Source organism: Micavibrio aeruginosavorus ARL-13 (genome assembly GCF_000226315.1).
GTDB lineage: Bacteria > Pseudomonadota > Alphaproteobacteria > Micavibrionales > Micavibrionaceae > Micavibrio > Micavibrio aeruginosavorus_B.
Genome location: NC_016026.1, coordinates 1210690 through 1235744, shown reverse-complemented (window position 1 = coordinate 1235744; position 25055 = coordinate 1210690). Strand labels below are relative to the sequence as shown.

The window sequence follows — 25055 nt, the reverse complement described above, 5'->3', positions numbered from 1 at the left end:
CCTACACAAACATCTGTTGTAGTAAGCCTTTTTTGAAGGCCTTGGCTTTTTCAAGTTCTTCGGAAACCAAAGCGATTTTTTCATCAATCGCAGTAAGAAAATCAGCAATTTTCCTCTGTTCGTCTAGGCACGGATATTGAATTTTAAAATCACCGACTTGGTCTAGACTTAAATTGGGTTGCGCCCCTACTGAAAGAATTTGTTTAATTTTTTTACGAATAAGAAAGGAATTTAAGAAGTGATTTATGTATTCAGCAGTTGTTATATCTTTTAAGCGTATAACAGATATTGCCTGGTTTATATTAGCAGGCAAATATTGTTTCTTAGCTATCGCTGAACGCCCCAGCGTCCCTGCAATCGAAAACAATAAGTCTCCTTCAAAAATCTGAGATCTTTTTAAGGATTCATGGCATTCCAGAGAGATGTATGCAATTTTGTCTTCAATTATTTTATATGTGCTATCTAGGCTTTCCGCTTTGATAAAATTCACTCCCTTATCTGTAAAATTATATCCCACGCTAGTTGGCGTAGTTCCTTTTGTTATAACCGATGTTAAATTTTTCAATTTCTTTACTTCCCAATTAGGAAAGGCGTCACCTTTGTCATCAGAAAAACGGATTTCTTGAGAAAAAAGTTTTTGCATACAGCCTTTTTTATATCCCTCTAACAGACCTTTCTTTTTCTGAATCTGTGCAATCTTGTCGTCAATCGCACTCAAGAATGCAGCTATCTTTTGCTGCTCTTTGTAGCCAGGAATAATTAAGGATGTTTTCGCCAGTCTTTTTGCTGACAATCCAAGAATCTTTGCCCCTTGCGATTCTTTTATAATTTGCTGCCTAACCTTAGTCGTTTTAAATAAATCCGCAGAAAATCCAGACGCCATAGAATTTGCTTTTTTAGGCGTGGCATGAATAGTATGCAATCCACTGACGAGCTGAGCATTTCCAAGCTCAACCACTTCTATCATTTTACCGATATCATCAACATCTTCAGATGCATCTGCAAATATTAGATCACCTTTTTTTACTCTGGTGTAATTGCGTAATTTATCCAATTTATCGTTAATTACGAAAGGCACTCGTTCAGATGAGAATCTAAACTTAGAATTATAGGCCGTATGTATATCTCCATAATGAATGTTAGAGATTTCACTAGGCTCTTCTTGTAAATCATTTCTTGAAAAAGAATTGGTTGGAACACATCTATATAACGATTCAAAAGTATGCTTCACCCACTCCCCTTTAAATTCAGGAAATCTTAACGCAGGAATATTCTTTTCTTGCTTAGGCATCACTTACAACTTCACACCAAAAGGGGCTTCAATACCAAGCTCTTTACAAAAACTGGCAATGGTTTTATCGGTTTTGGCCATTGCATCCTCAAGATTCGCAAGTTCCCTCGCCACAGTGCCTAAATCAACTTGCCCTTCAGACTCATACGTATCAACGTAGCGTGGGATATTGAGGTTATACTCATTCTCCGCAATTTCGGATAACGGCGCAGCATAAGCGTATTTATCTACGCTCTCGCGTTTTTCATACGCATCAACGATTTTGGTTACATGATCATTGGTCAATTTGTTTTTATTGCCGTCCTTTTCAAAATCCGCGCTCGCATCAATGAACAAAACATTATCATCATGCTTGCGGCACTTTTTGAGAACCAGAATACAAGCTGGAATGGACGTGCCGTAAAAGATATTGGGCGGCAGGCCAATCACTGCATCCAGATAGTTTTGTTCTTTGATGATATATTCGCGGATTGTTCCCTCCGCGCCGCCACGGAACAAAACACCATGCGGCAACACAACTGCGCCTGTGCCATTATCAGCCAGTTGATGAATAATGTGCTGCACAAAGGCAAAATCAGCCTTTGACGAAGGGGCAAGCGCACCATATTGACTAAATCTGTCATCAGTTTCATTCAGTGGGTTATCCTTACCCTTCCACTGTGCGGAAAATGGGGGATTTGCGACAATCGCCTCGAATTCTTTGCCTAAGTGCTGCGGTTCTTCCAGCGTGTCTTCCTGCTTAATATCAAAGCGGCTGAAATGCACGTCATGCAAGATCATGTTCATGCGGCACAAGTTATAGGTTGTACGATTTAATTCCTGTCCATAAAACTCTCCAACCTTAACTTCTCTCCCTATCCGCAAGAGCAATGAACCTGACCCGCAAGCGGGGTCATAGGCGTTTTTAATTTTCTTTTTACCCAGCGTAACAATTTTCGCCAGAATTTTTGAAACTTGTGAGGGGGTATAAAATTCTCCCGCCTTCTTGCCCGCACCGGATGCAAATTGTGCGATCAGATATTCATAGGCATCACCCAGAACATCAGACTCAATTTCATCAAGGCGGAAATCGACTTCATCAAGATGCTTAAGAACTTTTGCAATTAGTATATTTCGTGCTTTCGGGCTGCGCCCTAGCTTTGTGCTGGCGAGATCAATATCTTCAAAGAGCTTGTTGAAATCATCTTCACTCTCATTGCCCATCGTACTTGTTTCAATGGAACTCAGGATAGCTTGCAAATCTGGAATGATGAAGTTGTCTTCTGCATCCTCATCTTCTTCATCAATCTTGATATTGCCTTTTTCGGTAATGGCGCTGAACAATTCGTCAGGTCGCAAGAAGTAACCAAGATTTTCCAGCGATTCTTCCTGAATGGCCTTGAGGTCAGCCTTGTTTTTTACAAGGCTGTACTCTTTCACTTTTTCAGTTTCGAGTAATTTATTTGCAAAGAGGTGCTGCTTCTCGGAGAGGTATTTGTAGAAGATAAACCCAAGGATATAGTCACGGAATTCATCCGCGCCCATCTTGCCACGCAATTCGTTGGCAATCTTCCAAAGCTGGGCTTCCAGCTTCTGTTTTTGTTCTTCGGTCATTGTGATCTATTCTATGAAAAATTGGCGGAGCGCCTAGGAACTACGATGATATATAATTTTACTTATATGGCAATGCCGCATCCAAATTATCTCCAAATTTGGACTTGCAAGCAGGGCAGCTTTGCCCCCTTTCAAAGCAAGGTAAAATCTCTATACTTGAAAGCCTCAAAGCTGCGTCTAGGATGTGATGGTTTTTGCAAAGATTTGAGTTACACAGGTCTTACACACTTTCACAAATCCTTACACACTTTTGGAAAATGAATAATTTTGTTCAACTAAAACAATCGGATAGCGAACCCATGTCGGTCTTGAAAACCAGCGAGGGTTCACGCCCTCCGTGGGTTCGAATCCCACCCTCTCCGCCATTAAAAAACGCCCCCGCCAGTGGGGGCTTTTTTAATGGCTGCGTGGCGTGCGGTGAACGAACCCATGGTTCGACAATTTGCTTAATGAGCGGTAGCGAATTTAGAAAATTGCAGCTTTGACAAGTGCGAAGTAATCCCGCTACTTTCGCCATCATTCACAGAGACTTGCTAAGTCCAAGATTTAAATAAAGTTACCTAATTGGACAGCCTACGTTTTTTGCCCAATTAGCAATCACCGTGTCTGAAGCGCAGCAAAACTTTTTTGATAAATCTACCATAGGCTTAAGATCTGAGGTGGTTATAGGATTTGTAATGCCGCCATGTGCGATGTCATTTCTCAAATCAGATATACGATTTATCATGTTTTCACATGGGAAATAGCTGCTGGTTAGCCTTGCTTTCATCTGCGATTTAAAAGACGTGCAGCCCAGATGATTTACCCACTTATATAATTTATCGCATTGTATGGATTGTATCTTATTAGTATATCGCTCGGCCTCTAAGCGAGTTTGGAATGTCGGATCTTTATTCCAAATAGAGCCGTCTCTTTGGAAAAGACTAGAAAGTATCTCATATTTTTTGTTGGGATCATTAGTGTCTGTATACCCCTGCAATAGATCCAGGGACATATAGTAAAGAAACCCCTTTCCGAGATTGTCTTTCTTGGCCTTCTTTTCATGAATATTATCTATGACAAGCGTAATAATATCTTTGAAATAGCCCTCAATGTGACTATTCAAAAGCACTATGCCTGCTCGACAATAAATGTTTATCTCTGGTGGGCTATAAAAGGGCTTTTCTATGGCCTTGGCCATTTTTTGAATGCTAGAGATTTCATCTAGTCTCTTTATAAAATCAGAATATGCGGAAGTATATTTCGGCATTTTTTAACCCAAATGCCCAAAAAATTCATCCCATTTTTTGAATCGTGCCTCTGTTCGAGACTTATGGTCTACAGATTTTGTTAATAAATCTTTGAACGCGTCATCTTCAAGAATGGCTTGAAACGCTCTTCTTATCTCTTTTTTGTTTTGTTTAAGAAAATCGACGCTTTTTTTTGAGAAATAATAGAGCTGTAAATCCATAATAGATTTATTAAGTGTTCTGCTATACTTCCCTGTTTTTTCATCAGGCCTTCTGAAAGCTTCTTCTGGTTTAAACACTAACAATATCTTATCAATCGACTCTTCCCACGCGTTTTTTAACTTAGCTATTTTCTTGGGATCATAATGCTTCCCATCTTTTAGGGTGTGATTAAGCCATATTTTCAGAGGCGTCTTATAGTTCTTTACGCCACCAATATGAAATGCAAAGAACCTTAAAATCATTTCGGCATCTTGCATGCGCCCTTGCGGCTCTTTGGTATCTTGAATATCTAACCATGGTTTATGTAGAACCAATTCATGAAGAAGATCGTTTAAATTCCCTCTATACATACAGTTACGCAACTCCTGAGAGTTAAGTGGTCGCGTATTTGTATTGAGACGTTCAAAAACGTCAAATTTGATTTCAGGGTGGGACTGATTAGTGATGACCACACTTCGTATACTGTAATTTAAAATACTTCTTTGATGTATGGCCGGTAATTCATGAAAGCGAAGGCCGTTATAGTTCCAGTAAACTTCCAGACCCTTTAATTGAAACTGATTCTTCACGTACATATAGATAGAATAGATTCTCTGCTGACCATCAATAACGTCAAGCTCGTTTTCTTCGTTTTCAGATAGGTAGACTGGAGGAATTGGGACGTTTAAAATTATAGACTCTATAAGCCTAGACGCAAATTTTTTGTCCCATACGTAATTCCGCTGAAAATGTGGTCGATCATGAAGAGGCTTCAGATATAGCCTTTTACTGCTCACCGCCTCGATCAATGATGAAACGCTATTGTCATATGGTTGAGTAATGAGGCGCCGTTCCTTTACAGGAACGTTAATTAGCTCTTCAACATCGTCTATATCGGTTTCTACATCAGTTTTCATGTTGCTTTTCCCCGTCATGTATTGAGCTTGCATTTAAAGCATAAAAACCCTGTTCTGTTAATCCTATAGAGGTTAGGAACAGCCCTGGGTAAGTAAATAGCAGATTTTAGCCATAAGTCGCAGTCTCTAATAGTAATTTCGTTTAACATCTTTAAAAATGCTGTTTTCTTGTTCTCAGCCAAGGCGCCTGATACAACTCAAACATCATGTTCACCGACATCCCCTTCTCCCGCGAAATCCTGTTCGTCAGTCTGGCCATTCTGGTCTTGCTGATCCGGTATGCGACGTATTTCCATTCCATCTATAAGAAGGAAACGCGCCCGCACGTTTTCAGTTGGCTGAACTGGGGGATTATGGTGGGGATTGGGGCGTATGCGCAATTTACGCTGGATGGCGGGGCGTCGGTTTGGGCTTTGGTGTTTGTGTCCGTCACCTGCCTGTTGATTGCGTTTTTGTCCCTGTTCGTGGGGGAGAAAAATATTACGCGGTCGGATTGGTTGGCTTTTGTGGGTGCGTTGGCCGTTATCCCCGTGTGGATGGGCACGCAAAATCCGTTCTTTGCCATCATTGCGTTGATGGCGATTGATATCCTCAGTTATTACCCCACCATTCGCAAATCGTGGAATGACCCGTGGGGTGAGCCGCCGGTGTCGTATTTCTGGGCGGGGTTGCGGTATTTCTTTGCCCTGCTGGCCGTGCCGGAATTTACGGTGCACACCATGGCCTATCCGTTCTTCCTGATGGCGGGGGATTGGGGATTTGCGGCCTATGTCGTATGGCGGCGGCAGGTCTTGCGAAGCCGGGTTGCCGTTCCGCAACAGGCATGAAAACGGCAGATTTCTGGGCATGAAGGGCGGACCGCTGAACAGAGTGGTCCGTTTTTTATTTCGGCGTAACTTTATTCTGATACTCTGGAGAAGCCATGAATAATCAGATAGATACCCCCATTCAGGACAAATCATACACGCGGCGGATGGAGCGTTTGCTGACGCGGCGATATATGGGGATTGTGGCAACGCAGGACCCCGATAGTTTTGCGTTGATCGCACGGCGCAAGGACATTCAGCAGGGTGAGAATAAAACCACACGCATGAAAGAATACGTTGCGTTGTGGCAAGGGCTGAGCGCGGACCAGCAATTAAAACTGGCCGAACATGATGCGAAGATCAATCACCTCGCCCGACTGGCGCGGACATTGGCAACCACCACGGTGGTACAGGCGCATAACAAAATCAAAACCACCACCGCCGGATCGATTGATTTCGTCATGCGACGGTTTCGAGAGGAAGGCGTCGCCCCGGAACAGGTCCAGCAATTTTTGGATGATAATGCGGTTGCGTGGTTCAGCATCACCGGCCACCCCACCAATCCGACAACGGTGGATTACACCATCGCCCAAACCGATGTGGCCCGTGTGATTGTAGACCCCTCCGCCACGCCGGATGATTTGCACGATGCCCTGCTCCACCTTTATCAAACACCCATTGTGGGGGATCGGAAAACGCCGCTGGATGAAGCGCGGGAGAGTATCAACACCCTCAATTCCATTTACGATGTCGCGCTGGCCCACCGGGATTTGTTTATCAAGGCGATTGCGGATCATGGCTATGCCGATCAGGGCGTGAATATCACCCGCGCATTGATTGTACCATGTTCATGGACATTGGGTGATGCCGACGGCAACCCCGCCCTGACCGCGCAAGTCTTGGCCGATGGGATTGCCCTGCACCGTCAGGCCATTGCCGATCGTTATCAACTGACCTTGCAATCCATTCACACGGATCATCAACCGACGATGCTGGCCCTGCATACATTGCAAAAGATATTGGCACAGGCCGGGCCGCAGACTCAGATTGATTCCGTTTGCCAGAAAATCCAATCCATCATCGCCGATTGCCCGGATGAAGCGGCGCAGAAACAGATTCAGGATTTTCGTTATCTGTTACATTGTTTCGGATTTGGATTTGGCACAATTGATATTCGCCACAATGCCGTTGATATTCTGGCCGCGGTGAAAAAATTGGCCGTTTTATGTGGGCTGGAAAACAAACAGGATATGGATGCGATTGGTCTGGACCATATCCAATTAAAACTGGCGGCATGGTTGCGTGATGACGCAGTTTTGTCGCGCATGGCGTCCGCCACCGATCTGCCCGATGATGAATCCGCGATGATTGTCGGGCGGTTGCGCGTGATCGGGCAAAACCCGGATATGTGCGAAAAACTGATCATCGCGGAAACGACGCACCCGGCCCATGCGCTGGCGGCGTTGCTCCTGCTGAAAATCACCGGGAATGTTGTGGCGGATGACGGGGCGCGGATTGACCTGACCATGTTATCGGAATCCGTGCATGATTTGATGAATCTGGGCAATACTCTGGAAACATTGCTGGATAACGAAACGTTCCGCGCCCATGTGGCGGCGCGCGGGCGGTTATTGGTGATGATCGCCAAGAGCGACACCACGCGGCAGGATGGCCGGGGCGAAGCCGAATACGCTCAATACGAAGCCGCGATCGACATTTACCGCGTGGCGGAAAAAATGCGGCGGAAATATCGTGACCTGCGCCATGTCCTGCCCAGCATTATGAATGGTGGTGGCCATGCCCTGCAACGTGGTGGTGGCCGTGTCACCGAAATTCCCGCCGTGCACGGGCGGGCGGCAGCGGATGCGCGGGCGACGGATATTGGTCCCTCCACCCTGACCGTTCAGGGGCACCAGCAAAACGTCCTGTTCTGCCCCGGCCCGGTTGCCGTTGGCACGATGGAGGCGTTGGCCGCACAGAATTTATACAGCAAGGCGGGTATTTACGGTGAAATGCCCGACCCCGTATCCCGCCCCGGCCTGAATCGTCACCATGGGCAATATGATGCGTGGCTGTACGCGCAAACGGCCGGGCGTGCATTTGATACCTTGACGCAAAAAAATGTGGCGATTGATGAATTGCTGGTCCGTGCGCCGTGGCTGGCCATGAAAGCGGGCAATGCCAGTTCCCGCCCCGCCAAGCGCGGTGAGAAAATGGTTGGCCCCGGCATTACCCCGCGCGAAGCGATTGGCGTTGATCCCAGGGCGTTACAGGGGCGCGCCATTTCCGGCGAACGGTTAACAGCCCATGCGTGCTTGCCCATTTTTTCCGTTCTGGGTTTGGTCGAGGCGATGATAAGCGTGCGCGATCATGGTCGCGCCAGCCGCAACCCGGAAAAATATGGTGATGGTTTGCACCATCTTTACCGTGCGCACAAAATTCACCGCGACGGGGCGCGGGCCACACTCAACGCATCAATCATGGCGGATTTTGATATTGCATGGCCGTTATTGGTCGGTGATGAACGTCCGCCCCGCACGATTGTTGAAAAACTGGCCGCGCAATTCCTGCATCACGATCCGGATCACAACAATACACCTGCGATCACATTGGCGTTTCTGGAACAATATTTCCTGAATGTTGAACGATTAAGCTATGAAATGGTGTCCGGGCAAAAAGCGAAGAAAAATTTCAATCACGGCGATGGTTTGCGTATTCTGTGGCCGGAATTATTTCATGAGATGTCCATCCGCAATCGGGCCGCTGAATTTTCGCGTGTTATTGAATGTTATCGCACTGTGCAGATGGACAGAGCCCCCGATATTCCACTGGACGAAACCCAATTCCGCATCACACAGAATTTATATGCCGCCGCCGATGTGGTGAATGCGCCCATTGGTATTTTGGCCACGCGCACACGGTTGGAACCTGTTTACGACCTGCGCGGTGGCGTCAAAACCCGCTTTATGAAGCCGGAAAGTTATCTGGAAAGCGATGTGGCAGGGTTGTTATCGTTGCCGCCTGCCCTTAGCTGAAAAATTATAATACAGATTTACAGCCCAATTCCCTGCATGGCCCATTGCGGCGCACGCTCTGGCGTTGGTGTGGTGCCCTGATCCACTGTGCCGAGCGTGTTATTGTGAGCCATATTGAATGCGGCGCTGTTCGGAGATTGGTTGGCCATTAGCGGCTGGGGTTTTAACCCTGCCTCTGCACCAAATGCAGCAATACCATCGGCAATCTGGCGGGCGTGATGATCTGGATTTTGCGTCATCGCGGCCAGATTTTTCGCATCATTCGGGTTGCTAAGGAATCCCACCTCCAGAAGAACCGCGGCATGATGTCCCATAGCGGGTGCACCCTTCTCAAAATGGCGCAAAACCCCGAGATCAGCAGCATGAATGCCTGTGTTTTGGTTCGGGGTTAAATGGTAAGACCCAGCAATTTTTCCGGCCAGAGCTTGGGAATCAGGTGACGTTGCAACACGGTTTCCCCCATTGATGTAGACATCAGATCCATTGGCGGATGGGTTGCTGGCACTGTTGGCGTGCAGGCTGACAAACAAGACATCAGATGCCCCCATCTCACGCGCCAGTGTGTGGGCAAATTCAGGGCGTTTGTGCAGGGTTTGGCCCTTATCTCCCTCCAAGCGGAATTGTTCCCCGGGGTTGCGGGTAAAGGCCACGTCATATCCCTGTTCCCGCAATCGTGCGGCCAGGGGCTTTGCCAGTGAATCAACAACTTCGGTTTCGCTTAAGCCGCTGCGCATATGGGGACCTTGTACGTGCGCAGAGATGGCACCATCATCCAGCTTGTTATTCCGTCTTACATCCTCGCCATGTCCCAGATCAATGACGACCAGCGGACGACCGGGATTTTGCAAACCAACCGGCGTAAATTCTGCACCATGGGGTACCTGGGTACGCGATACGTTTGCCCATGCGCGTTCAATAGTGGCATTGGCCACACCAAACCCATTATCCCCCAAAACGGGACGTGACACAGGGGCCAGCCAATCCGCCGCGCCTCTGATCGGACCGGCTGCCTTTGGTTCAGAGCGCACCAGGTCAATTTTTTCACCGCTGGCCGCCATGTATTTGTCAACGGCACCGATTGTCTGGCTGCCGACCACACCATCAATGCCGCCGGCCCCATGGCCACCTGCGATCAATAATGTTTGCAGGTCGCTAACCATCACATGGTCTGTGGTCGTTGCCAGATCGGGATTGGCTTTTACCATCTCGCCTATGCGGGCCTGAATGGCTGGAGAATTTTTTGTAATCGCGACCAACGCTTCGCTTTGTCCGTTGCGCATTAAATCGCGCATCAGGTCTGTGCTCATCGTATCGGCCAGAGCCGGATTTTTTGCCAGATGCTGAACAATACCGCTGGCCGTTTTGGGGCCCAGAATACCATCATCGATCCCGACTGGAATGCCCTGCGCGTTCAAATCGCCCTGAATGGATTTTATCTGCGCTTTGTTCAGTGGATCGGGATTTGAGATCAGGCTATCCAGCCTGTTGGTGTTCGTAGGTTGTGCGGATTGTTCAAAAGTTTTTGAAAGCGCGTCATTGCGGGTCTGGGGCGGGTTTTGATCTGCCAAGGCCTTTAATTCTGTTGCATGACCGTTTTGTGAAAGATAACTGCGGACTTGCGATCCGGCGGAGGCAGCAAGATCGGGGTGATCGTTGTAAAACCGCATGACGGCTTTGCTGGTCAGGGAACCAAAATCTCCATCGGAACGGCCCGGCGCGTAATCCAGCGCACGCAAATTGGTTTGCAGGTCATAAACCTGCTGCCATGTCATTGGTTGCTTCTGGGCCAGTGTGGCCGCAATGGCCTGCTCTGCCTGTTGTTTATTCACCCCCGCCATAGGCGCCATTCCTTGTCGTTCTCTTGGTGAGACTCTGTTTTTTTCAATGCCCACCGTATCGCCAAAAGGCTAACATCCCCTTAAAACTGGTCGAATATATTGAAAAACATCAATAAATATGCGGCTTTTTATCTATCTCTTGAAGCGGTGTGCATTGCACCTACCTGTCATTTAGGCGCTTTTTTATTAGCGTTTCTTCATATACCTACGCCAGATTCAATCTGACATCCCATCATTCTCGAATGGAAGGAGATCAGTCATGAGATCCACAACAGTCAAAGAAATAATGACGGCCGATCCGGTTATCATATCACCGGACACCAGCCTGAAAGATGCATCAATAAAAATGATCGCGATAGATTGCGGAATATTGCCCGTTGGTACAAAAGATAATATCACCGGGATTATCACAGACCGCGACATCGTCATTCGTGCCGTTGCGAATGGCAAGGATACATCCAGGGAAAAAGTCGCAAATTACATGACTCGCGTTCTTTATACCTGTGATGAAAATGACAGCCTTGAAGAAGCGGCCGACCTGATGCGTGAAAACAATGTCAGCCGGCTAATCGTCACCAATGGTAAGGGTGCAGTGACGGGAATATTGACCTTTGGCCATATTCTGCGCAATGACGCCAACCCGTTGGAAGTGTCAAAAGTGGTGCAACACGCCACCCGCGCCCGTGCTGGTGCGCGGCCGATGTGATGTACTTCAGAAATAAAAAAAGGCGGAACGAATATCCGGCCCTTTTTTTATTCTGTTTTTGCGGCATCCGTCATAATGCCCGGCAAGGGTGCCCGCTGCATTTTCCGATGATGCTCCTGGTTCCCGTACATCGATACCCAGAAGAATGTGACCAGAGCCACGATGGTTGCGGTCAGGGCGAAATAACGGACCCAAACCGGCGATGCTCCACCCGGGTGCACGCCTGTTTCTTCAATCTCGCGCTGGCGAGTGACCGAAGCGGAGTAGAAGATGATGGTACAAATCACGAAGATCAAGGACCAGCGGACCTGGTCGCCATCCGATCCGACCAATGCCCACAGGCTATAGAGCGCCGCGATGACCCCCATGGTGACGTAGAAGCTGTATTGCTTCGCCGACATTTTCTTATACCCTAACACCTTGATTGAAATGGCGGAGTAAATATAGGGCAACAGGGTCATAATCACAGCGATCGAGGCAATCTTGCTGAATTGTTCACCCGCTGTTGGTGACATGGTGAGCAAGACCTGGCACCCTCGCCCAGCTCCGGGAAATTTGTTCCTGAATCAATGCGGATATAGGCGTCTTCGGGTAATAATTTGCTTTGATCTTCATCGGGAACCGTTGAACCGGCCGCATCCGTATCGCCGACTTGCCATGCATAGATGGCATTAAGTGCGGCCTTGATATGTGTATCACCATAAAAACCGGTTTCAATTTCAAAACCAGCCTTAACATCACCTTCGTGCCAGACATCGCTTTTTTGTCCAATATTTGCGGTGGCTTCACCAAACCACGCATCACCATGAACAAACAATCCTGTGTCAATCGCCAATGTGGATTTCAGCGTGAAATCATACCCAATGCTTTGTTTTGTTTCCGCAGGTGGCTTTGTTACAAAATGCCCTTCCCATTCCGTTCCAGAATACCGATTTCCACCGGTATTGGCGGATTGCGCAAAAGCCCCGGTGGTCAGGCACAGACATGAGACGGAACACAAAGCAAAAACAATGACACGATGCATGGCGAAATTCCCGTACTGAAAGAGCCGCAAGCAGGCTACAGCAACGGAATGGGTCGTCAATCGGAAAAACAACCCTGAATAGGTGATCCATACAGGCGCACTCTGGTCAGTGCATGCCCCCCTTACGGATTGCGGGCGGATCGACAAGGGGCAATGTTTTGCCCTGCTCCATTTTCGGTAAAACAGGTAAACCGCGCCGCTTTTTATGCATGATTTCTTTATGCGTCTTTTCCATGGAAATAAAACGATCTGGCCGCGATGGATGCGAATTCATTATGTCCACATCAATGCCAGCGCCGTTTTTTTCCACGGCCATGCGCCGCCACACATGCGCAACATTGGCGGTATCATACCCGGCGCGTGCCATCATATACATACCGACATAATCGGCTTCACGTTCAAATGACGGGGAATAAATCAGGTCTGTATAATCTTTCAACTTATAGACATCATCGGAATTGATGTCTGTTCCATTAAGGATATTGCCGATATCAATCGCAATCCCCGCAATAATCGGGAGTGCAGAATTCCACCGCCCCTTATCAATATGAAGCATCGCATTGTGCGCCAGTTCATGGCCGATAACGCTGGCTAACTCCTCGTCGTTCTCCGCAAATTTGTAATACCCTCTTTTGATTACAACGCGGTGCCCGGTCGCATAGGCATTGATCTCCATATCTGTTTCGTCATAAACCAATCCAAATCCACATATCTTGTCCCGTGATAACGTTACAGGAATGTTGTGTGTCCCGCGTTGCACCACCAGATTAACAGTTTGATCCTTGAAAAGTTTATTCAGATCACGATAAAAATCACGGTAGGCATACAGCCCCTTGTTAATATCCTTGCCATTCAAACTGACCAAGCGGTCGCCCACCTGCAATCCTGCAATATCGGCGGGGCTTCCAGGCATGATGTGTTTGATTTGCAAAGTTTCACCGATATGAAACAGGCGCTTGGCAATCGAGCGGTTTTCCCGATCGAAGTAATATTTATTCCAGACATATATGCCGATCGCATAGCCATAAACCGGACAAATATCGACGTTTGCCTTGTAAATATTGTATCCAATACTTAAAACTTTCCGCTCTTCTTCCAGGCGGGTGTTAAACACCATCTCAACTTGCGCCCGTCGTTCTTTTTCCAGCTCCGCTTCGCTTCCGCGCGGGGCTTCGGCATCCGGTGACATACAGGCTGACAGGATAAGCGCGAAAAGAATAGAAAGGATCAGACCGTAACGATTCATGAGTGTGTAGGCGATCCTTCGCGCACGTCATTTTTCCCACTTAATTCGTCGATCGCTTCGCGCCAGATGGAAATAATCAAGGCCATCAGTGCAGGGCCGATAAACAGACCAACAAACCCCATCGTTTTCACCCCGCCAATCAGGCCAAAGAATGTAGGCAGAAACGGCAGGCGGATCGGGCCGCCGACCAGATGCGGACGCAAGAATTTATCAACGAAAAACAGTTCCGATGCGCCCCAGGCGAATAGCAACATGCCCTCAAGCGGAGCACCACTGGCGACCAGATATGTTGAAACCAGTGTGAAACATAACGGAGCCCCGCCAGGAACCATCGCCATAATGCCCGTTAAGACCCCCAGCATTACCGGTGAAGGAACGCCCGCAATCCAGTAGGCAGTGCCCAGAACGATCCCTTCGCCAATCGCGATAATTCCCATTCCGACAACAGTTGAGTTGATGGCCATCGGCACGATGCGTGAAATGCGCGTCCAACGTCCGGGGAATACATATTCGCCAATCCGGTCGAGCTGATCAACGAACGACAATCCGTCACGATAGATAAAAAACAATGTGATCAGAATGAAAATCAGTGTCAGCAAAATATGCAGCAAGCTTCCACTGGCGGTGAGCACACCGCTATAGATCGACCCGACATTCGATCCGCTGATTTGTTGTACGAATGTGCCAATCATGCCGGGGTGACCGATATACAAGTCCCATTGTTGCGCCAGCCAATCCCCCGCAACAGGGAGGGACGCTATCCACACGGGAACCGCCGCCCCCTTTGCATTGGCTTCAACCGCCCAGGCGAGCCAGATGGTTATTTCCTTGATGGCGTATGATGTCAGGATTCCGAGGGGCACGACCAAAAACACAATCGCGACCAACAGCGCAATCGTTGCCGATAATGATTTATGATAATTGAGCGCCTTCAGCAGTTTTTTATAAAGCGGCCACGTTGCCACAGAGATGACCAATGCCGTTAGTGCCGGAACAATAAAGCCATGAAAAAAGTACACCCCGGCAATAAACAAGAACACCAAAAGCCAGCGCGCCATAGAAGCAGGCAGGAACAGGGAATGATCCCTCCATTTGGACATGGGTGTCTGGGTGATCGGGGCGGTTTCATCCGGCATGGCATCGTTCCGTATGCGGCTTTGTTGACGAAGGGCCATATTCTGTCACGCCAGAGGCGCAATGTATATATTGCGGCCATGCCTTTTCAGAGTGGTAATGAATAAATCTAAGGCACTGAATTATAATAATATTTTCTTTTTTGCATCCCGCAGGTCAATCCGATATTCTTCGCGCCATGACATTTGCGTCTCCTGCCAAAAACTGGATCAAAATGCTGGCCGTCACCCTGGTGGTTCTGGCCGTTTTTTTGCGCGCGATGATCCCTGTCGGATACATGCCCGGTGATCGCGATGATGGCACATTCACCATGGTCATCTGCTCCGGATTCGGCACGCAAACCATCACGGTGGATGCGCAGGGACAGCCCGTAAATGGTACAGACCACCAACAATCCGGTGAACATTGCCCATTTGCCCCCGTTCTGTCCGGCGATATACCGCACCCTGTAACATGGGCGGGTATCACGACACCTTATTCTAACTTCGTTGATGTCTGGTCCGATCATATTCGTGACCGCCATGCCGTTGCCCGCGCGTCGTCACGCGCCCCACCGTCTTTCGTTTGATTGAAAAAAAACATCAAATCAACATCACAAACGAAAGAGTGAAATATTATGTGCAAATTCCACAAAACCGTGGCCCGTGAGATTGCCACAAACCCCGTTAATGGCATTTTTAACCCTGCCCGCTATGCCGTCGCGCTGGTGGCCGTGTCAACATTCCGTATTGAACAAGCCATGCCGTCCATGTTCGGATGTGATGGATACAGCAAATATGAATTGGCCACAGACAAGGCCCGCATCGCCGTCGCCAAGAGCAATATGAACTGGCACCGCGAAACCGCGGATCAGGATATGGAATCCTTGCGCCGGGCCATGGATATTGCATCCTATAAACATGACATCAGCATCAAGGGCCTGAATTTACCCAAAGATCCGGTGAAGGATACCGCCTTTCTGGATGAAGCCACTGTTGAGCTGTTCACTGGTTACACCGCACCCGGCTATGCCGCCGTGCCTTTGCATTTAAAGGCTCAGGCCCACAAGCCGGAATTTGAAGCCATTCGCACCGCCGCTGAAACATTCATGCACAACAATCCGGAAACAATGAAGGCGCTGGCCCGTCGTTTCGAAACAACGACGATGCAAATTTTTGCCGAAGCCCATCAATCCGCACACCCGGTTTTGGTTGGTGTGTACGATAAAATCCCTGGCGGTTTGCGCAATGCGTTCCGAAGCTGCGCCCTATGCGTGGGTGGTGGCGCTGGCGGTGCCGCGGTATCCCATGTTGGTTGCATCGCCATTCCGGCGATTGCCGCTGCATCCGGTACGGCTGTATCCGCTGGCACCATGGCGGGCCTGATGATGTTCACCGCTCCGGTGATTGCCACCGCTGTGACCTATGGGATTGATAAATGGCGCGGCGTAAAAAGTTCTGCATGGAAACTGGGCTGCTCTGCAGCTTTGGCCTTTGGTATCGCTGCGGGCATATCGTTGACGGGTGGGCATGATAACCATGGCGGCAATGAGCATGACCACCACCACCAAGACAACCATCATCAACAGCACCCGATGCAAAATCCAGGCCTGCCTGCGGATGAATGGAAAAAATTGACTGATAAATCAACGATGTGCACGACACTGCGCCCCTAGATTTCTCTTCAATTCTGCCCTTGACGCCCGGTATTGTTACTTTATAACAGTGTTATTCTGTAACAGTTCCGGGTCTTGGGCCCATTTAACGGATTTCAAAAGAATGACCGACCCCATTTACATGGATTACGGCGCATCCACACCGCTGGACCCCCGCGTTCATGCCGTGATGGATGATTGCATGCGCAACGATTTCGGCAATGCCGGGGCACGCGTCCATTCATTCGGTATGAAAGCCGCCGCCCATATTGATCTGGCCCGTGAACAGGTGGCCGATTGTATCGCCGCCCCAAAGGACAGCATTGTGTTCACATCGGGCGCGACCGAGTCCAACAACATGGCATTATTTGGCGTGTTGGATTACCTGCGCTCCATCGGCAAAACCCATATCGTGACCACAGCGGTCGAGCATAAATCCGTTTTGGGCCCGATGGCGGAAATTGAAAAGCGCGGTTTCACCGTAAGCTACGTTCAACCCAAACCCTGTGGCATGGTTGAGGGCGATATGGTCGCCGCCGCAATCACGCCGCAAACCGGTTTTGTGTCTGTGCAAGGGTTGAACAACGAAGTGGGAACTATCCAACCCCTGGCCGAAATTCGTGCGGTTTTGCCGGCGGGGATCATCTTCCATTCCGATGCTGCCCAAGCCGTTGGTAAGATGAATTTTACGTTGGATCAATGCGGCCATCCGGATCTGGTCACATTATCATCCCATAAAATTTATGGCCCCAAGGGCATGGGGGCCTTGTACATCGCCCCCCATATCCGTGCCCACATTAAACCACTGCTGTTCGGTAGCATGTACGAAGGCGGCATGCGCGCCGGAACCGTAGCCACAGAATTGTGCGCCGGATTTGGACAGGCGGCAGAACTGGTTCACATCGAACTGGCCGATGATTTGGCAAAGATGGAAGCTTTGCGCACCTTGTTCCTGAAAAAATTAAAGGGGACTTTGCCGGATTTGGTCATCAATGGTCATTCCGATGCGGCATGGCGTGCGGCGAATATCCTGAACATCCGTGTCCCCGGTATTACGAACGAAGACCTTCTTGCCGCCCTGCCCGATCTGGCGTTCAGCCCGTCATCCGCCTGCAATGCCACACGCACAGGTCATATTTCGCATGTTATCCGCGCCATGACCGGTGCAGATCAACCGGCGCGTGAATCCATACGCCTGTCATTCGGGCGTTTTACGACGGAGATGGAGATTGTCCGCGCCGCCGACATGATCATCAACGCCATGCAAACCATTCAAAAAATGCAAGGAGCCGCATAACATGAAAATCGCATTCGCTGGTAAGGGTGGTTCGGGGAAAAGCACGACATCCGCGTTGTTCACCCGGTATATGAACGCGGTTCAAAACCGTCCGGTTCTGGCCATTGATGCGGATGTGAATATGAACCTTTCCGGCCTTCTGGGGGTTGAGGTTGCCATGGATAAATTGATGGCCAACCCCGATGTGGCCGATGTTATCCGCAATTATATCAAGGGCACAAATGCCCGCGTGGCCGATATTTCCAAATTCCTGCCCACCACACCGCCTGGTGAGGGATCAAATCTGGTCCGCTCCGTTGATGATGCGGCGCTGGCCCCCTATTCCGTGCGTATCAACGACGCACCCAGCCTGAATTTGATGAGCGTGGGGACGTATGACAAGGACGGCATTGGCCAAACCTGTTACCACAGCCATTTGTTCGTGGCCGAAAATCTGCTGTCCCACATTGCGCTGGAGAATGACAATGACTGGGTTGTCTGTGACATGGTGGCGGGCACTGATGCTTTTGCCTATTCCATGCATTTGCAGTTCGATGCCATTGTCCTGATCGCCGAACCCACACCGGAATCGGCGGAAGTGTGCCGCCTCTATATGGAACTGGCCCGCGAATCCGGCATTGACGGCCTGATCCATCTGGTCGCCAACAAGATCGAAGATGAATCCGATATCGAATTTATTGTGAAGGCCACCGGCATGACCCCGATTGCCGCACTTCCCCATACATCGGCCCTGAAAAAACTGCGCCAGCGTGGCGATGCGATCTCAACCGATTTCGTAACCGGCGACATGGCAACCGCGATGGAAAAGATCATGCTGGCCGCATCAAAACCTGCTTTATCCGCGCAAGACCGCATGGCCATGCTGTATGCCCTGCATACAAAACTGAACGAGAAGAAATGGGTTCAGCAAGGATACGGCGATGTGATGAGCCAAATCGACCCGGATTTCAAAATTACCAAGGTGGCATAAATGACAAACGCCGTACGCAAAGACGATCTCTGTCTGGCCGATCAAATGTTGGGGACCACGATTGACCGTTCGCGCCCCCGCGTTCGCGCCGCCATTCACCCGATGATCGAACGGTTTTTGGCCGATCAAGCCCTCGTTTTCTCTCTGGTCGATGGGATTGGATCGCCGTTGAACATTATGTTCCCGGATCACATTGCGGATACGATTGCCTCGTTCCAGAAAATATATGATGATCGGCAATTGCAGGGACGGATTTTTTACACATCCAAACCTAACAAATCCGCCGCACTGAAAAAACGCGCGGCCATGACCAATGTTGGCTTGGACGTTTCATCCGAAGGTGAATTGAAAAACGCACTGGCGTCCGGATTCCATCCATCACGGATTGAGGCGACGGGGCCGAAAAACGCCGATTATTTGTCCTTGTGCTTGCAACAAGACGTGTTGATTAACGTCGATAATATGACGGAAATGGCGCAGATTATTGCCACGCAATCCCTTCTGCCGTCGGGGAAAAAGGCCCGCATTCTTGTCCGTCTGGATGGGTTTAAACCCGACCGCGTAAAATTCACGGCGCAGGACAGCGCATTCGCCAACAATGTCGAACACGCCCCGGCGATCATCGATTATCTGGTCGCGCATAAAGATGTTCTGGATTTCCATGGGTTCAGCTTCCACTTCAACGCGGGCGATTACATTCGCCGCCCGCCGGCCATTGAAACCATTCTGCAACTCACCTTTGAATGCATGAACCGTGGCCTGTCCCCGCGCGGGATTGATATTGGTGGTGGGTATCGCATTCGCTATGCCGCATCTCAGGATGAATGGAACGCGTATGTTGAGGAATTAAAGGCCTCCGTCCTTGGCCAACGCGATAGCCTGACATGGAACGATTCAGGCCTTGGGTTCCGGAATGAAGGTGGCGTTTTAAAAGGCGCGCCAAACTTTATGGAACATTACCACAAGGATGACGGCCCGGCCGATCTGGCCTCCGTCATTGATGCGCCATTGCCATTGTTTGACGGGCAATCCTTGTCCCGCATTCTGTCCGACAGTTTGATGGATTTGTATGTTGAACCGGGCCGGGCGTTGTTGGATCAATGTGGCATCACCTTGTCCCGTGTGAATTTGAATAAGCAATCCATGATGGGTGAGCAATTGGTGGTTCTGGATATGAACCGCACCAATTTGAACGCAACCCAGTTGAAATTAATGACGGACCCGGTTGTTTTATACCGTAACCAAAACCGCAAACCGGCGGATGATGGGGTTATGTATGTGGGCAACCTCTGCCTGACCCATGACATGATCCAGTATCACAAAACATTCCCCGACTTTATCCCGGAAACGGGCGATGTTGTGGCGTTTATAAACACCGCCGCGTACCAGATGGATTTCGCCGAAACCCATGTGTTGCAACAACGCATCGCCGAAAAAATTGCTGTTGTTGAAACGGAATCCGGTTTCCGCTGGTTCCGTGACGATCTTTACAATCCCCTCGCCCTGAAAATTGGAGCGTATTAATCATGATTTATGACCGCATTACCGACATGATCGGCAACACCCCCCTGCTGAAAATCCCGGCGGAGGTGCACGGCCTGAAGAATATCGATCTGTATGCCAAAATGGAAATGATGAACCCGTTCGGTTCGGTGAAAGACCGCGTGGCATGGGGCATGATCCGTGATGATATCGCGGATATTCAGGCCAAGGGTCAGACGATCTACGAAAATTCGTCCGGCAACACGGCCAAGGCCTTGCAACTGATCGCCAGCACCTATGGCGTAGAAACGAAACTGATCACCTATCTGGCCAAAGTAGACGGCGTGAAGGATATCATCCGCATGCTGGGCGCGGAGATTGAGGAAGTTTTGGGCGGCAGCGAATGTTTCGACCCGAATGACCCGAACGACCCGCAATTCCTGATCGAAAAGGCGGTGAAGGACGACCCGGAGAAAGCCTATTTCCCGTCACAATTCACCAACCCGAAAAACCCGGATATTCATTACCAGACAACGGGTAAGGAAATTGCCGATGATCTGGGCCGTGTTGATTATTTCTTTGGTGGATTGGGAACATCGGGTTCCACATTGGGTGCCGCGCGTCGTATTCGTGATGAGGGCAGCACTGGCCTGAAAACCATCGGTATTTGTGCCAGCAAGAATGATTTCATTCCGGGTATTCGTTCGATGGATCAAATGTGGGAATCCGGATTGTTCACCAAAGAACATTACGCCGATTTCGTTTACGTTGATTCCGGCGAAGCCGTTGATGCCATGATGGATCTGGTCAAAAAATGCGCCATTATGTGCGGCCCGACCAGTGGCGCAAGTTATCTGGGTGCGCTGAAATATTTGCGCACCATTGACGACAGTTTGACGGAACGTAAATCCGCCGTGTTTATCGTTTGTGATCGTGGTGAATGGTATACGGATTATGTCCGCCAACGCCGCCCGCATCTGTTTAACCAAAAACAAAAACCGGGCAGCCTGCAGGCCTTTGAATACACCGTATCCAACGACCAATTCGCTGTTCCCGCCGCCCAAGCCAATACGTGGATTGCGGAACACAATCCGTTGATTATTGACGTGCGCGGGAACCTGGCCTTCAAAATGATGTCCATTCCCGGTTCGATCAACATTCCATGGGAATTGCTGGAGCCGATGATTGATGCGGCGGATCCGTTTGCAAAAGACCGCCCGATCTTGCTGGCTTGCCCCGTCGGTGAAAAAACGGCGCGTTATGCCGCTTACCTGCAATCGCGCGGGTATCAGGCCTTCGGCCTGGGCGGCGGTATGCTGGCCTGGCGCAATGAACAGCAAAAGCGGGCCGCATAATTATGACGTGCAGCGTATCGAACAAACTTGAAAATATCTGTGCCGAACTTGGCGCGCGTTTAACCGACCCGCGTCGCGATGTTTTCGGCGTCATTGCCAAGGCCGATAAACCGGTCGGGGCCTATGACGTTCTGCGTTTGATGCCGGATGGAACAAAACCGCCAACCGTGTACCGGGCGTTGGAATTTCTGGAATCCGTTCATCTGATCCATCGAATTGAGAGCCTGAACGCGTATGTTTTATGCTGTGACGGGCATGGACATGAGCACAGCGCGCAATTTGCCATATGCCAATCATGCGGTGATGTGCAAGAAATGCAAATTCCAGCCCTTGAAAAGATCCTGAAAGACTCACATTTTAAGGGGGTTGGTTTTAAACCCCTCGCCACCTCCATGGAAATCCGTGGCGTGTGCATGAAATGTGATGATCATAATGCCCCATCTGTTTGACCCGCTGACGATTAAATCGATCACCCTTCGCAACCGCATTGGCATGTCACCCATGTGCCAGTATTCATCGGTGGATGGTCATGCCAATGACTGGCATCTGGCGCACCTGACCACGCGCGCGATTGGTGGAGTAGGATTGGTTATTGCCGAGGCCACAGGCGTCACAGCGGAAGGCCGCATTACCCCTGCCTGCGCCGGGTTGTGGAAAGACAGCCAAATTGAACCACTGGCGCGCATCAATGCGATGATAAAACATCATGGCGCCATTCCCGGTATTCAAATTGGCCATGCCGGGCGCAAGGCCAGCTCCGCCGTGCCATGGGAAGGTGGTCATCATCTTGGAAATAACGACGGCGGCTGGGATGTTGTTGGCCCCACCAACGAAGCTTTTGGTGGCCATCAGAATAAAGTTCCCCATGCCCTGAACCACGCGGAAATCACCGCAATTGTGCACGCCTTCCGCGATTCCGCCGCGCGTGCGGTGACGGCCGGATACGAATGGCTGGAAATTCATGCGGCGCATGGGTATTTGCTGCATTCCTTCCTTTCCCCCCTCACCAATACACGCGATGATCAATATGGCGGATCGTTTGGCAATCGTTGCCGCGCGTTGATGGAGGTTGTGGCCGCCGTTCAAACCGTATGGCCCGACCATTTGCCCCTGACCGTCCGCATTTCGGCAACCGATTGGGTTGACGGCGGTTGGACCGTCGAGGATTCCGTCGCCCTTGCCCGCAAATTAAAATCCGCTGGTGTTGATCTTGTTGATTGCTCCAGCGGTGGTTTACGTTCTGGTGATGCACAACATTATCCGGTTGGACCGGGGTATCAGGTACCGCTGGCCGATGCCGTGCGAAATCAGGGGGGTATCATGTCCGCCGCCGTCGGTTTGATCACAACGCCGGAACAGGCCGATGCGATTATTCGCGAGGGAAAAGCCGATCTGGTCCTTCTGGGCCGTGAATTGCTGCGCAACCCCTATTGGCCTGTCAATGCGGCCATAACGCTGGGCCATGCTGATGCGGTTAGTCTGCCTGTACAATACGCACGGGCGTAATATCCCCTTTAAAAACGGGTTTGGCAGGCCTATGCTGGCGCATTGAAGGAGTCCCTTACCATGTCTTCAGCACCCGCAGCATCTCTGGCCCCGAAATGGTGGCATCTTTATATCCCGAAATTGTTTGTCGTCCTGCAACAGGGATACCGGGCATCTGATTTTCGTGATGACGTTATTGCGGGTTTAACGGTGGCAATTGTGGCCCTGCCGCTCGCCATGGCGTTGGGAATTGCGTCGGGTACCACACCGGACAAGGGGCTGATTACGCTGATCGTCGCTGGCTTCCTGATTTCCGCTTTGGGTGGCAGCCGATTTCAAATTGGTGGTCCGACCGGGGCGTTCGTTGTTGTCATTTATAACGTCATTGAAAAATTTGGGTATGAAGGGTTGGTCATCGCCACGCTGATGGCCGGGGCCATATTGGTTGTTGCCGGGTTGGCACGGTTGGGCACATGGATCAAATATATCCCCCAGCCAGTTATTACAGGTTTTACCGCCGGTATCGCGGTGATTATCTTCACCAGCCAGATCAAAGATCTTTTCGGCCTGCAAATGGACCACGTTCCGGGTGAGTTTTTTGAGAAGGTTGGTGCTTTCTGGCACGCGCGCGATACGGTCATGCAGGGCAGTGTTTTAATCGCCGCCTTGGGCCTGGGTATCATTATCGGCCTACGCCGCTTTGCGCCCAAAATTCCGGGGTTTTTGGTAGCGGTCGTTTTTGCATCTGTCCTGGTTTATGTCACAAAGATGGACGTGCCCACCATTGGGTCCGTCTTTGGCGGCATTCCCAACACCATCCCCGCACCGTCATGGCCCGAGGGCATTACGGCAACGCGTGTAGCCGAATTGATCCCATCGGCCCTGACCATCGCATTTTTGGCGGGGGTTGAATCCCTGCTGTCGGCTGTGGTGGCCGATGGGATGACCGGGCGGCGCCATAAATCAAACTGTGAACTGGTGGGGCAAGGTGTGGCCAATTGTGCCAGCGCCCTGTTCGGCGGCATGCCCGCAACCGGAGCCATCGCCCGCACGGCCACCAACATTCGATCCGGGGCAAAATCACCGGTATCCGGCATGTTGCATGCTGTTTTCGTGCTTGGATTTATTTTGTTTCTTGCACCGCTTGCATCCTATATCCCGCTGGCCGTACTGGCTTCTGTCCTGGTGATCGTGGCGTGGAATATGAGCGAGCATGAAAAATTCATCCACCTGCTCAAATCCCCGTGGGGGGACAAGGCTGTTTTGCTCATCACCTTCGCCCTGACCGTCGCGGTGGATTTAACGGTGGCCATTGAGGTCGGCGTTATCATGGCGGCCATATTATTCATGGTACGCATGACCCATGCCTTTGAAATGCAAACACACATTACGTTGGTCGAATCCGATGTGGCCGACATCGTTCGGCACGAAGATCAGCATTACGACATGCGGTCCCACTTGCCAGAGGGTGTTGAGGCCTATCAATTGCGCGGGCCACTATTCTTTGGTGTTTCATCCCGTCTTCTGGACGTTTTAGACCAGATGGTGGTGAAACCGAAAATCTTCATCCTGCGCATGGGGCAAGTACCGATGATTGATTCCAGCGGTGAAACCGCTCTAGAGGAATTTATCCGCCGATGCCACCGCGCCAATATCCGCGTGATTTTGACCGGGGTGCAACCAGAGCCAATGAAAATAATGGTCAGCATGAAGCTGTTCCAACATTATCCGGACCTGATCCTGACCCATAATTTTGCCGAGGGCGTCAAGCGCGCCGCGGACTTGATGGCCACAGAAGCGAAAGAGTAAAATC

Annotated in this window: 21 protein-coding genes; 12 read left to right on the top strand and 9 right to left on the bottom strand. The window is 50.0% G+C overall.

The features are described 5' to 3' along the window. Window position 1 precedes the first annotated feature (1 nt). The 4 genes from MICA_RS05860 to MICA_RS05845 all read right to left on the bottom strand — a co-directional run bounded on the left by MICA_RS05860 (window position 2) and on the right by MICA_RS05845 (window position 5231). Window positions 2–1291, bottom strand: coding sequence for a restriction endonuclease subunit S (locus tag MICA_RS05860; protein WP_014102792.1), 1290 nt, complete (start codon window positions 1289–1291; stop codon window positions 2–4). A gap of 3 nt (window positions 1292–1294) precedes the next feature. Further along, window positions 1295–2884, bottom strand: coding sequence for a type I restriction-modification system subunit M (locus MICA_RS05855; protein WP_014102791.1), 1590 nt, complete (start codon window positions 2882–2884; stop codon window positions 1295–1297). Between the two features lie 556 nt (window positions 2885–3440). Next, window positions 3441–4133 carry an MAE_28990/MAE_18760 family HEPN-like nuclease gene (locus tag MICA_RS05850; protein ID WP_041793870.1) on the bottom strand — a complete coding sequence of 231 codons (693 nt, stop codon included), beginning with the start codon at window positions 4131–4133 and terminating at the stop codon, window positions 3441–3443. Between the two features lie 3 nt (window positions 4134–4136). Further along, complete coding sequence (locus MICA_RS05845; RefSeq protein WP_014102790.1) at window positions 4137–5231, bottom strand: DUF262 domain-containing protein; 1095 nt, start codon at window positions 5229–5231, stop codon at window positions 4137–4139. Window positions 5232–5437: 206 nt separating this feature from the next. On the opposite strand from MICA_RS05845, the gene MICA_RS05840 reads away from it, so the two are divergent. Together MICA_RS05840 and MICA_RS05835 are read left to right on the top strand one after the other, a co-directional pair. Further along, a complete protein-coding gene (locus MICA_RS05840) occupies window positions 5438–6058 on the top strand; it encodes a hypothetical protein (protein WP_014102789.1) in 621 nt (206 codons plus the stop codon). A 95-nt stretch (window positions 6059–6153) separates the two neighbouring features. After that, complete coding sequence (locus MICA_RS05835; protein WP_014102788.1) at window positions 6154–9072, top strand: phosphoenolpyruvate carboxylase; 2919 nt, start codon at window positions 6154–6156, stop codon at window positions 9070–9072. Between the two features lie 17 nt (window positions 9073–9089). Here the strand turns inward: MICA_RS05835 and MICA_RS05830 are convergent, their stop codons facing one another. Next, window positions 9090–10910, bottom strand: coding sequence for an N-acetylmuramoyl-L-alanine amidase (locus MICA_RS05830; RefSeq protein WP_014102787.1), 1821 nt, complete (start codon window positions 10908–10910; stop codon window positions 9090–9092). A 259-nt stretch (window positions 10911–11169) separates the two neighbouring features. Between MICA_RS05830 and MICA_RS05825 the strand changes: the two genes are divergently transcribed. Beyond that, window positions 11170–11616: a CBS domain-containing protein gene (locus tag MICA_RS05825; protein ID WP_236619977.1), complete on the top strand. Its 447-nt coding sequence runs from the start codon at window positions 11170–11172 to the stop codon at window positions 11614–11616. A 47-nt stretch (window positions 11617–11663) separates the two neighbouring features. Here MICA_RS05825 and MICA_RS05820 read toward each other — a convergent pair whose 3' ends face one another. The 4 genes from MICA_RS05820 to MICA_RS05805 are packed head-to-tail and all read right to left on the bottom strand — an operon-like array spanning window position 11664 to window position 15022. Continuing rightward, window positions 11664–12131 carry a hypothetical protein gene (locus MICA_RS05820; RefSeq protein ID WP_236619976.1) on the bottom strand — a complete coding sequence of 156 codons (468 nt, stop codon included), beginning with the start codon at window positions 12129–12131 and terminating at the stop codon, window positions 11664–11666. After that, entirely contained in the window at window positions 12080–12700 is a 621-nt protein-coding gene (locus MICA_RS12120) for a hypothetical protein (RefSeq protein WP_148260430.1), read from the bottom strand. Before MICA_RS12120 ends, MICA_RS05820 begins: the two co-directional genes overlap by 52 nt. A gap of 46 nt (window positions 12701–12746) precedes the next feature. Beyond that, window positions 12747–13886 carry a M48 family metallopeptidase gene (locus tag MICA_RS05810; RefSeq protein WP_014102783.1) on the bottom strand — a complete coding sequence of 380 codons (1140 nt, stop codon included), beginning with the start codon at window positions 13884–13886 and terminating at the stop codon, window positions 12747–12749. Next, window positions 13883–15022 (bottom strand): AI-2E family transporter, encoded by a 1140-nt coding sequence (locus tag MICA_RS05805; RefSeq protein ID WP_041793862.1) that lies wholly within the window; start codon window positions 15020–15022, stop codon window positions 13883–13885. Before MICA_RS05805 ends, MICA_RS05810 begins: the two co-directional genes overlap by 4 nt. Before the next feature lie 176 nt (window positions 15023–15198). On the opposite strand from MICA_RS05805, the gene MICA_RS05800 reads away from it, so the two are divergent. From MICA_RS05800 to MICA_RS05760, 9 genes are all read left to right on the top strand, one after another. After that, window positions 15199–15588 (top strand): DUF2946 family protein, encoded by a 390-nt coding sequence (locus MICA_RS05800; protein ID WP_014102781.1) that lies wholly within the window; start codon window positions 15199–15201, stop codon window positions 15586–15588. A gap of 48 nt (window positions 15589–15636) precedes the next feature. Continuing rightward, the gene (locus MICA_RS05795; RefSeq protein WP_014102780.1) at window positions 15637–16674 is read left to right on the top strand and encodes a hypothetical protein; all 1038 of its coding nucleotides are present in this window, start codon (window positions 15637–15639) and stop codon (window positions 16672–16674) included. Window positions 16675–16777: 103 nt separating this feature from the next. After that, complete coding sequence (locus MICA_RS05790) at window positions 16778–17950, top strand: cysteine desulfurase family protein (RefSeq protein WP_014102779.1); 1173 nt, start codon at window positions 16778–16780, stop codon at window positions 17948–17950. A gap of 1 nt (window position 17951) precedes the next feature. After that, window positions 17952–18920: an ATP-binding protein gene (locus MICA_RS05785; protein ID WP_014102778.1), complete on the top strand. Its 969-nt coding sequence runs from the start codon at window positions 17952–17954 to the stop codon at window positions 18918–18920. Beyond that, window positions 18921–20444, top strand: coding sequence for a type III PLP-dependent enzyme domain-containing protein (locus MICA_RS05780; RefSeq protein ID WP_014102777.1), 1524 nt, complete (start codon window positions 18921–18923; stop codon window positions 20442–20444). 2 nt (window positions 20445–20446) lie between these two features. Continuing rightward, window positions 20447–21757, top strand: a complete 1311-nt coding sequence (locus tag MICA_RS05775) for a pyridoxal-phosphate dependent enzyme (RefSeq protein ID WP_014102776.1) — start codon at window positions 20447–20449, stop codon at window positions 21755–21757. A gap of 2 nt (window positions 21758–21759) precedes the next feature. After that, the gene (locus tag MICA_RS05770; protein WP_014102775.1) at window positions 21760–22206 is read left to right on the top strand and encodes a Fur family transcriptional regulator; all 447 of its coding nucleotides are present in this window, start codon (window positions 21760–21762) and stop codon (window positions 22204–22206) included. Continuing rightward, a complete protein-coding gene (locus tag MICA_RS05765; protein WP_014102774.1) occupies window positions 22190–23263 on the top strand; it encodes an NADH:flavin oxidoreductase/NADH oxidase in 1074 nt (357 codons plus the stop codon). Before MICA_RS05770 ends, MICA_RS05765 begins: the two co-directional genes overlap by 17 nt. Window positions 23264–23323: 60 nt before the next feature. Then, window positions 23324–25051, top strand: a complete 1728-nt coding sequence (locus tag MICA_RS05760; RefSeq protein WP_014102773.1) for a SulP family inorganic anion transporter — start codon at window positions 23324–23326, stop codon at window positions 25049–25051. Window positions 25052–25055 lie beyond the last annotated feature (4 nt).